The sequence below is a fragment of the Undibacterium sp. FW305-107 genome (genome assembly GCF_058788535.1).
In genome coordinates this window covers 53,905-67,559 of sequence record NZ_JBYTAV010000004.1, presented here as the reverse complement: position 1 = coordinate 67,559, position 13,655 = coordinate 53,905, and the positions used below count along the sequence as shown (strand labels likewise).

Below are 13,655 nucleotides of genomic sequence, written 5' to 3'. Positions count from 1 at the left end.
GCTTTAATGTGCAGCATTGGGATAGCTGACAATAATGCTCAACGGCGCAGTCCCCACTTGTTTTATACCAACTACTGCACCCTTGTATAAGTAGGCGGCCATGCCGGTTTTTAAAGCTGCAGTCTTGCCGTCTGAACTGACTGTGCCTTCGCCAGAAAGCACGTAATAAATTTCGTCATGGGCAATTGGGTGCAAACCTATCTCTGCCTTGGGATGCAAAATACGTTTCCTGAATTCCATGCTGCGTGGTGCAGGTGCGGCATCACTGATGCGGTAAGCCGTTGACATGCCAATTGCACCGTGCGGTGGTGGCTCATCACGTTTGACATCATCCTCATTGATGACGACCATGGCATGCGCAGTGTCTGCGGGTGTGGCCATGCATAAGCGACAGCCAGCGGCAAGTATGCAAAATAATGATGTGGATATTTTCATTTATTTCTCTGTGGATGGTTGTTACTTTCTGCTGCTGCAAATTCTGCCACCAGCAAATCTATGAACAAGCGAGTGCGCAGCGGTAAATAGCGGCGCGATGGATACATGATTTGTATCGGTGCGCTGATATCTGCCCATTCTGACAAAACTTCAATCAACTCACCGCTTGCCAAAGCTGCTGCCACATCCCACACTGATCGTCTGACCAACCCCAGACCTGCGATTGCCCAGTCATGCGCCTGCTCACCATTATCGGTTAGCCAGTTGCCGCGTACCCTGATGGTTTGTTCTTCTTGTGATGCGAGGGAATGAAAATGCCAGTCTGCATACATGACGCTGGACGATTGCATGAGTATGCAACTGTGCTGCAGTAAATCGGCTGGTGTATCTGGTTTGCCATGCTTGACGATATACGCGGGAGCCGCGCAAATGACACGGCGGTTGGCTGCCAGTGTGCGTGCGACCAGGCGTGAATCGTTGTTTGCACCTATCCTGATGGCACAATCGAAGCCGGATGCAAGCAGATCAATCAACTGGTCACTCAGCGAAAGCTGTACTTGCAGCTCTGGATATTGACTGGCAAATTTTGCCAATGCGGGGCCTATGTAGTGCCTGCCCAAAGCGACCGGCGAGGAGACGCGTAGCATGCCACGTGGCTCTGCCTGGCCTTGCCCCAGTTCAGCTTCGGCATTGGCAACATCCAGCAAAATGGCCTGGCAGCGTTCGAAATACAGCGCACCTTCTTCCGTCAGGCTAAGCCGGCGCGAACTGCGTTGCAGTAGCCTCGTCCCCAAGGCGGATTCCAGCCGGCTCATGCGCTTGCTGCCTACGGCTGGTGAAAACCCCAGTTCACGGCCAGCAGCAGACAGGCTGCCGCTGATTACCGCCTGCACAAACAGCTTCATATCAGCCAGTTCTATCATGCACAAATCACCTTATCTTTTCTAAATTGGAATAGATGCTTTAATTATTAAGCCTATTTTCAATAGATTGGAATGGTAGCACAGTAGTGTTCAGGCGAAATTCGCTTTACATATCAGGATTAACCAAACAGGAAGGAATATCATGCATGCCAAATTTTTAGCAGGCCTCGGTCTGTTACTAGCCATTAACACTTACGCAAGCACCGCTTATGCGCAAGACAACTTGCCGCAGCCGCGCCACATCATTGCTGATCAGTCCATCCCGGTAGCGCAACAGCAAAGCATGTCACTCGCAGCAAGGCGTTATTACGCTTTCTGGAATACCGGTGAGGCACAGTTTGCGCAAGCCGCACTGGCAGATAATTTTATGGACAGAAATTTACCCGCAGGCCGGCCTCAAGGCCCGCAGGGGCCATTGTTTGCATCAAAAAATTTTCGTGCTGCTGTGCCTGACCTGACACTGGAAGTGGAGGAAATGCTGCTGGTCGGTGACCGTGTCATAGGTCGTCTGCATTTTACCGGACACTTCAGCGGCAGCTTCCATGGTCAGCAAGGAGATGGCCGCAAGGTCGATTTTATTGCAACTGATATCTACCGCGTCTCCGATGGCCGTATTGCAGAAAACTGGCATCTCGAAGATAACCTGACGCTGTTGCAGCAATTGGGCGTCATCAAACAATGATATATAAGAACCAGCTTCCGATCTTACTGCGCGTTCGTGATCGGGGTTCATGTGCTGCTCAAAATGCTCATGTACTAGAGAGTACATTCCGCTTTTTGCGCTGCGTTTTTGTTACCCTGACCCCGCTGACGCACGCTCGCTACAGATCGTAAACAGGTTCTAAGGAGCTTGAAATGAAAAACAAAATCAATCTGCCTGATGGTCATTTTTGGCCAGATGGCATACGCATGGTGGTCTCTGTTTCTATGCAGTTTGAAGCCGGTGCTCAATCAGAACACCAGAATGGCTCACCTTTCCCTGCCATGGCAGACACCAGTCTGCCTGACTTGCCAGCCCGTACCTGGTTTGAATATGGCGCACGTGAAGGCATACCGCGCATGCTGGATTTGTGGGACAGATTCAAGATACCCGTGACTTCACACATGGTGGGGCAGGCAGTATTGCAAAGACCAGAACTTGCCCGGGAGATCGTGCAGCGCGGTCATGAAGCAGCAGCGCATGGACATAGCTGGACGCCACACTGGACCATGAGTGATGCTGAAAAGCGTACATCGTATATCGCCAATATCGCAGCGATAGAAACGGCAACAGGCACGCGTCCTGTCGGTTTTAATGCCTTCTGGTTGCGTGGCACGCCACGTACCCTGGGGATATTGCAGTCATTGGGTTTCACTTATCACATTGATGATCTCAGTGCGGATGAACCGATGACGACCATGGTCAATGACAAGGATTTTGCCATCGCTCCCTACACTTTGCGCAATAACGATATTGCCCGCTTTGGTGCTGAGGGACCGATGACTTCGCAAGCTTTTGGCCAGGAATTGCGGGATGAATTTGATCAGTTGTATATGGAATCAGGATACAGGCGGCGCATGATGTCGGTTTCCCTGCATGACCGCATAGGCGGCACCCCGTCGCGTGTCAAGATCATGGGGGAATTCTTGCAGTATGCTTTGCAGCATCCGGGCGTGGTCTTCATGCGCAAGGATCAGATTGCTGAGCTGGCCTTGAGTTTGCCGGACGTGCCTGCCAAATAATCTGACAGTGCTGGGGATGGGTGAGGATGTTCGTTGCATAAAGTACGGCATCCTCAGCAAGCTTTATTTCCCTGGTTAGTATCAGCCGCCAACACCACCAAAAAAACGCACCCAGCTCGATACTTCATCATCAGGGCCGATACTGCGTTCAGTGCAGATATTTCTTCTGCCCGCACCATTGTCCTTGAGTTCACCCGCATCGGTAATGTAATACGCTGTGCGGTACCATTCTTCTTCTTTTTTGAAGTTGGGCTTGTGGATGATAACGGTTTGTATCATGGTCGGCATTATCTGGCCTTCCTTGGTTTTGCAATTCCATTTGACTGCTGAACCTGTGTCGTCGCCGATTATGCCGCCAATGTGATTGCCTTTGAATTGTTCCCAGCGTATCTGATACGTCACATACGGCAGCTTGCTGGCACCAGCCTTGAATTCTGGGTTGTCTTTATTTGCAGGTACCGTGTCGACCACGACCAGCAGCACATGAGCATTGCGCTTGAATGGCATCTTGCGGAAGTTGGGACTTTCCCTGACCCAGTACGAGACAAAATACTGGCCTGCCCTGGCCTCATATACCTTTCGTAACTTATTATCCGCGAACAATGCCTCACGTGATTCAAGTACAAGTTTATAGCCAAGCTGCTCACCTTTAATATTGATGGCAGAGTAGGCAAACTCGCGGAATTTTTTGTCCGTTGCCATACGGCTGTAAATCGGGCTGTCAGCGCGTTGCGTGATGACATTGGCATCTTGGTCCATGCGTGGCAGATCAGTCCACATTTGTGCCTGTGCGGCAGTACTCAGACAACAAAATGCAATCGCGGTCAACTGGTGAGAAATTTTCATTCGGTATCCATCAAAAGCGATTATATTTTCTGGCCTATCGTCATCGTGAAATGCTCAAGCTGGTCCACGAACGCTGCCTTGGAAACATAGACGCTGACAATGCTGCGCTCAGCATCATTGATCCAGAACTTGATAAAGCCTATGTCCTTGCGTTTGATGAACATATTGATCAGGACATGAAATATCCCGGCACCTATGGCCGCCCCCAACACTGCCTGGCCCTGAGGGGTACTGGTTGATCCGCCAACCACGACGCCTGTGATTTCACCCCCTCCCGCCGGGGTCATTTCCCAACGCAAAAATTGGCTGGCAGGCACAGTTTTCCTGGTTTTTCCATCGATCAGAAACAGTGTATTGGTGCTGTAATTGATGGCCATGGCATTATCGCCACAGATGTCTATGCATGATTCATTGGTGACTTGCGACATGTCACGTATCGCTTTGATCATGTCCTGATGAGCTTGTCTGGCTTTACGATAATTGGAGTAGAAGCTGTAAGGTATCCAGAGTAAAACCGGGAGCCCTAGAATATTGCGCATATATTGCAGGCTAGTGAATTGCCCTATCAGGTAAAACAAAGCCAATGCAATCAATATCGTACGTATATTGGGACGTTTAAACAAACTCAGCAAGACCATAATGACTCCGACGTGCTACATGGGCAGAACTTGCGCCATATTTTGCGTGTAGATTACCCTTACTGGCTGACCTATGTAATAGGAATCGCGCCCCTGTTGTTCCTGGGTGACAGTGATCAGGCTGCCGTTGCTGCGGAGGCGGACCACAATTTCCAGTCCTGGTACGTTCACCATGGAATTTTGCTCTGCGATGGCATTACCAACTACACCACCAACGACACCACCTAATACAGTGCTGACTTTTTTGCCGTTACCCTTGCCAATCTGATTGCCCAGTGCTGCTCCTGTCACTGCACCTACTACGGCGCCAGTGGCACCAGTCCTGCCTTGTTTTTGCAGTGTAGTCCTGCGCATGTCCTGGATGTCGCCTACCTCGCCAGCCTGCTGATCTTGAAATCCCCCCGCCCTGACATTGCGGGGTTCATTTTGTGCAGGCGTAGTTGTACAAGCCGATGCAGCGAGAATAAACATTGCCAGCGGGATATATTTTTTCATTTATATAGCAGCCTTATACAGGATTTCATGGGATTTCATGGAAATTTGATTGTGTTTTTCCAAGCTATTATAAATATCAAACTATAAATAATTGTCGTTTTATATTGTAAGTTTGTATTTCAAATTCATGATTAATGAACTTTTTTATAATGATATTATTGTAATATAAATCACTTTTTTGACGATGCATTTTGCTGAATAGGGGGCGGTGATGGCATCAACTGCTCTTTATAAACTTTGCCTGAAGGGCAACTCACAGCCAGAGTGATGTCAGCTTCATTTTCTTGAATTTTCTTAATATGCAAACTCGAAATGCTTCCTTGTTATTTAAAGGCAGTATTTTTATGATCAATTTCATTATTCAAACTCACTTCCAAACGCACTTACAAACAAAAGGACATTTTGATGAAGCTGGAAACCATAGCTGTACACGGTGGCTATACGCCTGATCCGACGACGCGCGCAGTTGCCGTGCCTATCTACCAGACAGTCGCCTATGCCTTTGATAATACCCAGCATGGCGCTGATCTGTTTGATCTGAAAGTGCAAGGCAATATCTATTCACGCATCATGAACCCTACCAATGATGTGCTGGAAAAACGCGTGGCTGAACTGGAAGGAGGTATTGCTGGTCTGGCGCTGGCTTCAGGTCAGGCCGCAATTACCTATGCGATACAAACCATTGCTGAGGCAGGGGACAATATCGTCTCTGCTTCTACCCTGTACGGCGGTACTTACAATCTGTTTGCCCATACACTTCCGCAATTCGGCATAGAGACCCGCTTTGCTGATTACCGTGATCCTGAATCCTTTGCAAAACTGATTGACGGCAAGACCAAGGCGGTGTTTGTTGAATCGATAGGTAATCCGCTCGGCAATATTACTGATATCGAAGCGATTGCCAAGGTAGCTCACAGGCACGGCGTGCCGCTGATAGTCGATAATACGGTACCGTCGCCCTATCTGTTGCGGCCCATAGAGTTCGGTGCCGACATCGTGGTTCATTCGCTGACCAAATACCTGGGCGGACATGGCAATTCCATAGGCGGCATCATTGTTGATTCAGGCAAATTCCCCTGGGCTGAGCATAAAGAGAGATTCAAACGCCTGAACGAGCCTGACGTGTCTTATCATGGCGTGGTGTATACCGAAGCACTGGGTGCAGCTGCTTATATAGGCCGTGCCCGCGTCGTACCTTTGCGTAATACTGGTGCAGCCTTGTCGCCCTTCAATGCCTTCCTGATCTTGCAGGGCATAGAAACCCTGGCCTTGCGTCTGGATAGAATCACCGACAACACCATCAAGATTGCCCATTATCTGGACAAGCATGCGAAGGTGAAGTGGGTTAATTACGCTGGCCTGCCTGAGCACAAAGATCATGCGTTGGCGCAAAAATACCTGGGTGGAAAACCTTCCGGCATCCTGACCTTTGGCCTGGAAGGCGGACGTGATGCCGGTGGTCGCTTCCAGGATGCCTTGCAGTTATTTACCCGTCTGGTGAATATCGGCGATGCCAAATCCCTGGCTTGCCATCCGGCCAGTACCACGCACCGTCAATTGAATCCTGATGAACTGGCAAAAGCCGGTGTCACTGAAGACACCGTGCGTTTGTCGATAGGCATAGAGCACGTCGATGACTTGATTGCTGACCTGGAACAGGCACTGGCAGCAGCTTGATTCCCTTAAATAAGGCTGGCAGCATTCACTGTCATTAGTTGTCATCAATTGTAGCGGTGCCAGCCAACGGCAATTCAAAAAAGAACTGGCTGCCAACATCCACAGTGGAGGTGAAGCCTATGCTGCCCTCCATTTTTTCTATGATGGTTTTGCAGATATTCAGGCCCAGGCCAGTACCACCTTTTTTACGGGTATTGGAGCCATCAACCTGGCTGAATTTCTGGAATATCTTGCTATGGAAATTAGGCGGAATGCCGCAGCCATGGTCGGTGACGATGACCTTGATCCTTTGTTTTGGCAAGTTCATTTCTACCGTTACTTCCACTTCGCCACCCTTGTTCGAGAACTTGATGGCGTTTGACAGTAAATTGGCCAGTACCTGGGCGACGCGGTGGCGGTCTACATTCACCATCATCCCGGCATAGGCCTCATGCCAGTTGATGCTGACCCCATATTCATCGGCATAAGACTTGTTGACACTGATGGCATCCTGGATCAATGGTCCAATCTGGCTGATCTGGAAATTGAATTCCATTTTGCCCGAGGCGATTTTTTCAAGATCGAGAATATCATTAATCAGATGTAGCAGACGGTCACCATTGCGCATTGCCACCGTGATCAATTCATGGGCTTTCTCTGGAACCTGCCCGGTTACACCGGCTGCTACCAGACGCAGGGCACCATTGATGGATGTCAGTGGTGTGCGCAGTTCATGGCTGACCATGGAGACGAATTCATTCATCATCATCTCTACCCGTTTGCGGTCAGCGATGTCAAAGCTCATGGCATAAAAACCAGTGACTTGCCCGGTATCGTCATAAGCAGGTACATACACAGACTGATAATAGTAAGTGCGCTTGTTTAATTTGCCCTCGCCTTCAAAGCTGACCCGCTCGCCTGCCAGCACTGCTTGCACTTGTGGCGCATGGGCTTTATAGAATTCATCGCCGACGACTTCACGCAAGGTCTTGCCTAACAGATGTTCGGGCTTGACGCCAAATTCCGTCGTCACGAAAGCATTCACGAATAAATAGCGTTCCTGTCTGTCCATGAAAGTGATGATGCAGGGCAGATTGTCGGCTATTGCCTGCAGGCGGCTTTGCACGCTGCGTTGTTCTTGCAAGGCATGTTCCAACTGGCTGGCTTTCAGCTCAATTTCGCGGGTGCGTGCGATCACCGTGGCTTCCAGGTCCTGGTTGCTGCGCTCGATCTTGGTCAGGTATTGTTCTTCTTTTTTCAGCATTCCGGCTATTGTTGCCGACAGCAGATGGGCTTCATGAAATCCGTGAACCACGGGCAGGCTGGCTTGCACTGTCTGAGCGTTACGGGTTTGGCTACGCTGTTCCATGAAGGAGCTGAGTTTGATCAATGAGGATGACATGCGGCGCGCCATCAATGACGCCAGCAGTGCCAGTACCACGCACAGTATGCCGCCAGATATCATGATTTCGCGCTGCAGATTACGCAAGGCTGCCATGGCAACGTCTTTGGGCTGACGCACCAGTATGCTCCATTGCAAGGCTGGATAATTGCGTGCCTGACCTGTCATGGTATAGGCGGTCAGATACTTTTGGCTGCCTTCCCAAACTTCTTCGGTAACACCACTCTTGCCTGAACGTGACAACTTCAGGCTGTTCGTTGTTATTTTGCTTTCCTCCATCTTCAGTGGACCGAGCAGGACGGTACCATCTTCACGCGCCACCAGGACTTCTGCCGCATATTGTTTATCTGCTGGAGCCAGTATGTTTTGTACCAGATTACGTGTCCAGTTCCAGCTCAGATGTACACCAAGCACACCGCGCAGCTTGCCGTCCGAGGTATACACGGGAATAGATACGTCCACAAAACGCCAGGGGTCCACGCTGTAAGGCAGCAGTTTTTGCAACAGCAGGGCAGGATGGTAATCACCTGCATACAGGGCTTTTTTCCCTTCTATAAACCAGGGCCGTTTACTGACGTCCTGGCCTTCCAGCATACCCTTGGTGGACGCCAGCACTTTACCCTCAGGGTCGGCCAGGCCTATCCAGGCATAGTCGGAAAAGTTGTGCTGCAGATGATCAAGGATGCGGCGTGCATCAGCCGGGTCTTTGCCATCCTTGATTTCATTGAGTTGCGACAGTAATTGCACATCACTGACGGATTTTTGCATGACCTGATCAAGAGCATCACGCATTTGCCATGCCACTTGCTGCAGTCTTTGCTCTGCTTCTTTCTGTGCGTAATTTTTGGCAAAATGGTCTACCAGCAACAGGGCAGATAAAACAGTAATCAGAACTACGGCACTGACCCCCAGGGTCAGTAAAGTCGCCAGTCGAGGATACGAAGTAGATTTATCTGTAACCATAGTAGCGATAATGTAGTCGGGTCTTTAAACTTGCTCATTAACATCATACGCTTAACGAGCCGCGATGCGATATTTTGCGCACCGCAGCAAGTATCTGCCTTGAGTTAGTAAGTGGCGCTAATCACAGCATATTTGAAATTCGGATAATTAACTTCATTTTTATTCGTTTTCTGTCTTAGGTATTTTCTGTACATTCAATCTCTGTGACGAAAAACATGAATACAGAGAACGTGTATGACAGCTACCACATTAATTGCATCCTCAATCCTGCAGTCTGTTGAGCATCCTCTGCTTGCTGCAGCCCGTCAGCGTGCCACCGACGCCAGCCTGACATTTGCTGGCAGCGTTTCTCCTATAGACGCCTGGCAATTACATCAGCAAGGACTGGCAGTGATTGTTGACGTGCGCACCAATGAAGAGCGCAAATTTGTTGGCCACCTGCCGGACAGCCTGCATGTAGCCTGGGCGACGGGCACGGCACTGACGCGCAACCCGCGTTTTGTCAAGGAACTGGAAGGTAAGCTCAAGGATAAGCAGGCCGTGGTCTTGCTTCTGTGTCGAAGTGGTAAACGCTCGGCACTGGCAGCCGAAGCGGCCAGCAAGGCGGGTTTGCCAAATGTCTTCAATATAGAACAGGGTTTTGAAGGTGACCTGGATGAAGCGTTGCAGCGTGGGCATAACGGTGGCTGGCGCTTTCATAAGTTGCCCTGGGTGCAGGATTGAAATAATTGAAGAATTGAAAAGGCAGAGCATCATGGGACAGGCATTGCAACAGACTAAAGAGATACGCGCTTCGCTATTCGGTATAGAACAGGTTGTCAGCGAACTGGCAGTAGTGCGCCATGCCTGGCGGCGGCGTCAGCAAAGATCGGCGGAACCTGGCGGGCGTGAGTTGCCATCGCGTGATGCACTGGCAAAAATCCTCAATGACTTGCGTGGAGCCTTGTTCCCCATGCGCCTGGGGCCGCCTGAATTGCGGCAAGAGAGTGAAGATTTCTATGTCGGCCATACGCTTGATACTGTCCTGCATTCTCTGCTGAGCCAGGTCAGGCTGGAACTCAGCTATGCCTCACGCTATCACGAAGAAGAGGGCCTGCATATAGATGACCGTGCCCTGACGATAGTGCGCGAATTTTCACGTGCCTTGCCAGGCATACGTTCACTGCTGGATAGCGATGTCATCTCAGCCTATCAGGGTGACCCGGCAGCACGCACTGTCGATGAAGTCTTGCTGTGCTACCCCGGCATACTGGCGATGATACATCACCGTATTGCCCATCAACTGTACCAGTTAGGCGTGCCATTACTGGCGCGTATTGTTGCCGAGATCGCTCATGGCCAGACCGGTATAGATATCCACCCCGGTGCCAGTATAGGCGCAGGTTTTTTCATCGACCATGGCACTGGTGTGGTGATAGGTGAGACTGCCGTCATCGGCCAGCGTGTGCGTATTTATCAGGCCGTCACGCTGGGTGCAAAACGCTTTCCCAGCGACGACGATGGCAAGCTGCAAAAGGGTTTGCCACGTCACCCCATTGTTGAAGATGATGTGGTGATCTATGCCGGTGCCACGGTACTGGGTCGTGTCACCATAGGCCGCGGCGCCATCGTCGGTGGCAATGTTTGGGTTACCAGCGATGTCGCGGCAGGCAGTCATGTCAGCCAGGCCAGTTTGCGACACGAACAGCAAAATCCCGTTTCTTTGGTTTGAATAAGTGAGCTTCAAATAAACAGCCGTGAACTACATCACACGGCTGCTTATCCCCGCACGCCTGTTCATGTTTATTTTTCGATGCACTGACTTTAATGGAGTAGAGCAATGACAGATGTCACTTCCAGTAATTTTGCGCTCAGCGACAATGCCGCCAGGCAGTTAGCGAACGCGACCAAGACCGTCCCGCAGTTATCCACCATCTCGCCACGCTGGTTGGTGCACCTGCTGCAATGGTTGCCGGTAGAGGCAGGTATCTATCGCCTCAACAAGGTAAAAAACCCCAAGGACGTGCGAGTAGCCTGCTCGCAGCGTGATGAGTCTGAATTGCCGCAAACCTTTGTCGATTATGACGAGCAGCCGCGCGAATATTTCCTCAATGCGGTAGCTACTGTGCTGGACGTGCATACGCGCATTTCTGATCTGTACAGCAGTCCGCATGACCAGATCAAGGAACAATTGCGCCTGACGGTAGAAACTATCAAGGAAAGACAGGAAAGTGAACTCATCAATAATCCTGATTATGGTTTGCTGGCAAATGTGCATGACGATCAGCGTATCTCCACCCTGACAGGTGCACCTACACCGGATGACCTTGACGACTTGCTGACCAAGGTCTGGAAAGAACCTGGCTTCTTCCTCGCCCACCCATTGGCGATTGCCGCTTTTGGCCGTGAGTGCACACGCCGTGGTGTACCACCACCAACAGTCAGCCTGTTCGGTTCGCAATTCCTGACATGGCGCGGTGTACCGCTGGTACCGTCTGACAAATTGCCGATCGAAGATGGCAAGACAAAAATAATTTTGTTGCGCGTTGGTGAAAAACGCCAGGGTGTGGTTGGCTTGTTCCAGCCTGGCCTGGCGGGTGAACAAAGCCCTGGTTTGTCCGTGCGCTTCATGGGCATCAACCGCAATGCGATTGCCTCTTACCTCATCTCCCTGTACTGCTCGCTGGCAGTGCTGACAGATGATGCAGTGGCTGTTCTCGATGACGTAGAGATAGGTAAATACCATGACTATCCTGACACCTATAAGTGATAAAGGCGGTAATACCGCTCCGGCAAACTCCGGTTTGCCGGATGAAGCTGCACTGAACCGCATGGCATCAGAATTTTTTGCACTGGTGCCAGGTGCAGCGCAAGCGGCTGCGCAATTCTTGCCGGGCTTTAACCAGGGCAATGCGCCTGAAGCGCCACCTTCAGCCCGTACGCCTGTGCACGATAGCAGCTCAGTACAAAGTCAGCCTTCTGTCTCTGTCAGTGGCGTGCCGCAAAATGGTGGTAGCAGCATTGCACCATCACGCCCGCAAGCGGCTGGTGCCAGTTCCAGCACGCCCTATTATTTTGTCGGGCAAGAACACGGCTATCCAATTGCTGACAATAATCTTGACAGCCTGGCGGCACAGGGAACGGGTAAGCAATCCGGGGCCAATGCTTTCAACGTGCCGGGGCAAGAGCAATTGCAACGCATACTCGGGGAGCTATATCCAGCCACGCCAGCCACGCCAACCACGTCTGCGCCTGTACCGCAACCCGGTGGCAGTGCTACACAGCCTGCATATTATTTCCAGCAAGGGGAACAAGACTACTGGGATCAGGCACCAAGGGCAGCTAATCCATCACTGGCAGCACCCTTCGACATCAATGCTGTGCGCAGGGACTTTCCTATCCTGGCCGAGCGCGTCAATGGCAAGCAACTGGTGTGGTTTGATAATGCAGCCACGACGCACAAGCCAAAGGCTGTGATAGACCGCATCAGCTATTTCTATGAGCATGAAAACTCAAATATACATAGAGCGGCACATGAACTGGCAGCACGTGCCAGCGATGCTTATGAGTCTGCGCGTAAAAAGGTAACCAAATTTCTTGGTGCTGCCACTGAACAGGAAATCATCTTCGTACGCGGTGCGACTGAAGGTATCAATCTGATCGCGCAAACCTTCGGCAAGAAGTTCATCGGTGCTGGTGACGAGATCATTGTCTCTGAGCTTGAACATCATGCCAATATCGTGCCATGGCAACAATTGGCGGCTGAGAAGGGTGCAGTCATACGCGTCATTCCTGTGGATGACAGTGGCCAGATCTTGCTCGACGAGTACCGCAAACTCTTGAACAGCAAGACCCGTCTGGTGGCAGTAACGCAAGTGTCAAATGCCCTGGGTACTATCGCCCCTGTGCATGAGATCACGGCTCTGGCCCATGCTGCTGGTGCCCGCGTGCTGATAGACGGGGCGCAAGCCGTGTCACATCTGCGCGTCAATGTGCAGGCGCTGGATGCTGACTTTTATGTCTTCTCAGGTCACAAGATATTTGGTCCGACTGGCATAGGTGTGGTGTATGGCAAGAAGGCCTTGCTGGAACAACTGCCACCCTGGCAGGGTGGTGGCAATATGATTGCAGATGTGACTTTCGAGCACACCCGTTATCAACCAGCACCGGCCCGCTTTGAAGCCGGTACTGGCAATATCGCCGATGCAGTTGGCCTTGGTGCGGCGATTGATTATGTCGAACGCATAGGTCTGGAAAATATCGCCCTGTACGAACATGCCTTGCTGGAATATGCAACGCATGGGCTGAAGAGCATACCTGGTGTGCGCCTGATCGGTACGGCGCATGAAAAAGCCAGTGTTGCTTCTTTCGTGCTGGCGGGTTATGAAACGGCAGAAGTGGGCAAGGCGCTCAATGAAGAGGGAATCGCGGTACGTTCCGGCCATCATTGCGCCCAACCCATCTTGCGTCGCTTTGGAGTAGAAGCAACGGTACGGCCTTCATTTGCTTTCTACAATACCTGTGAAGAGATAGATCGCTTGCTGGCTGTCGTACGCAGGCTGGCGAATAATCGCAAGTGAAATTAGTAAGTGAGGT

The 13,655-nt window shown here is 50.9% G+C and carries 13 protein-coding genes; 7 read left to right on the top strand and 6 right to left on the bottom strand.

Features of this window, described 5'->3' with window-relative positions:
- Nucleotides 1–3 precede the first annotated feature (3 nt).
- Complete coding sequence (locus tag AC3WQT_RS09910; protein ID WP_492703712.1) at nt 4–435, bottom strand: cupin domain-containing protein; 432 nt, start codon at nt 433–435, stop codon at nt 4–6.
- Nucleotides 432–1,358 (bottom strand): LysR family transcriptional regulator, encoded by a 927-nt coding sequence (locus AC3WQT_RS09905; protein WP_492703711.1) that lies wholly within the window; start codon nt 1,356–1,358, stop codon nt 432–434. The genes AC3WQT_RS09910 and AC3WQT_RS09905 overlap by 4 nt, the downstream gene beginning before the upstream one ends.
- A gap of 142 nt (nt 1,359–1,500) precedes the next feature.
- On the opposite strand from AC3WQT_RS09905, the gene AC3WQT_RS09900 reads away from it, so the two are divergent.
- The gene (locus AC3WQT_RS09900; RefSeq protein WP_492703710.1) at nt 1,501–2,040 is read left to right on the top strand and encodes an ester cyclase; all 540 of its coding nucleotides are present in this window, start codon (nt 1,501–1,503) and stop codon (nt 2,038–2,040) included.
- 173 nt (nt 2,041–2,213) lie between these two features.
- Nucleotides 2,214–3,080, top strand: coding sequence for a polysaccharide deacetylase family protein (locus tag AC3WQT_RS09895; RefSeq protein ID WP_492703709.1), 867 nt, complete (start codon nt 2,214–2,216; stop codon nt 3,078–3,080).
- 81 nt (nt 3,081–3,161) lie between these two features.
- Here AC3WQT_RS09895 and AC3WQT_RS09890 read toward each other — a convergent pair whose 3' ends face one another.
- Genes AC3WQT_RS09890 through AC3WQT_RS09880 form a run of 3 tightly spaced genes read right to left on the bottom strand, consistent with a single transcriptional unit; the run spans nt 3,162 to nt 5,059 of the window.
- On the bottom strand, nt 3,162–3,926 hold the full coding sequence (locus tag AC3WQT_RS09890; RefSeq protein WP_492703708.1) for a hypothetical protein: 765 nt from the start codon (nt 3,924–3,926) through the stop codon (nt 3,162–3,164).
- 20 nt (nt 3,927–3,946) lie between these two features.
- The gene (locus tag AC3WQT_RS09885) at nt 3,947–4,564 is read right to left on the bottom strand and encodes a hypothetical protein (RefSeq protein WP_492703707.1); all 618 of its coding nucleotides are present in this window, start codon (nt 4,562–4,564) and stop codon (nt 3,947–3,949) included.
- 15 nt (nt 4,565–4,579) lie between these two features.
- Nucleotides 4,580–5,059: an outer membrane lipoprotein gene (locus AC3WQT_RS09880; RefSeq protein WP_492703706.1), complete on the bottom strand. Its 480-nt coding sequence runs from the start codon at nt 5,057–5,059 to the stop codon at nt 4,580–4,582.
- A 405-nt stretch (nt 5,060–5,464) separates the two neighbouring features.
- On the opposite strand from AC3WQT_RS09880, the gene AC3WQT_RS09875 reads away from it, so the two are divergent.
- Nucleotides 5,465–6,736, top strand: a complete 1,272-nt coding sequence (locus AC3WQT_RS09875; RefSeq protein WP_110254869.1) for an O-acetylhomoserine aminocarboxypropyltransferase/cysteine synthase family protein — start codon at nt 5,465–5,467, stop codon at nt 6,734–6,736.
- A 34-nt stretch (nt 6,737–6,770) separates the two neighbouring features.
- Here AC3WQT_RS09875 and AC3WQT_RS09870 read toward each other — a convergent pair whose 3' ends face one another.
- Nucleotides 6,771–9,080: a sensor histidine kinase gene (locus AC3WQT_RS09870; RefSeq protein ID WP_492703705.1), complete on the bottom strand. Its 2,310-nt coding sequence runs from the start codon at nt 9,078–9,080 to the stop codon at nt 6,771–6,773.
- Between the two features lie 234 nt (nt 9,081–9,314).
- Here AC3WQT_RS09870 and AC3WQT_RS09865 point away from each other — a divergent pair, with 234 nt between their 5' ends.
- The 4 genes from AC3WQT_RS09865 (at nt 9,315) to AC3WQT_RS09850 (ending at nt 13,639) form a co-directional block, all read left to right on the top strand.
- Complete coding sequence (locus AC3WQT_RS09865) at nt 9,315–9,803, top strand: rhodanese-like domain-containing protein (protein WP_492703704.1); 489 nt, start codon at nt 9,315–9,317, stop codon at nt 9,801–9,803.
- Between the two features lie 31 nt (nt 9,804–9,834).
- Nucleotides 9,835–10,791, top strand: a complete 957-nt coding sequence (epsC, locus tag AC3WQT_RS09860) for a serine O-acetyltransferase EpsC (protein WP_423005480.1) — start codon at nt 9,835–9,837, stop codon at nt 10,789–10,791.
- 108 nt (nt 10,792–10,899) lie between these two features.
- Nucleotides 10,900–11,829 (top strand): family 2A encapsulin nanocompartment shell protein, encoded by a 930-nt coding sequence (locus AC3WQT_RS09855; protein ID WP_492703703.1) that lies wholly within the window; start codon nt 10,900–10,902, stop codon nt 11,827–11,829.
- Nucleotides 11,804–13,639 carry a family 2A encapsulin nanocompartment cargo protein cysteine desulfurase gene (locus AC3WQT_RS09850; protein WP_492703702.1) on the top strand — a complete coding sequence of 612 codons (1,836 nt, stop codon included), beginning with the start codon at nt 11,804–11,806 and terminating at the stop codon, nt 13,637–13,639. The genes AC3WQT_RS09855 and AC3WQT_RS09850 overlap by 26 nt, the downstream gene beginning before the upstream one ends.
- The last annotated feature ends 16 nt before the right edge of the window (nt 13,640–13,655 follow it).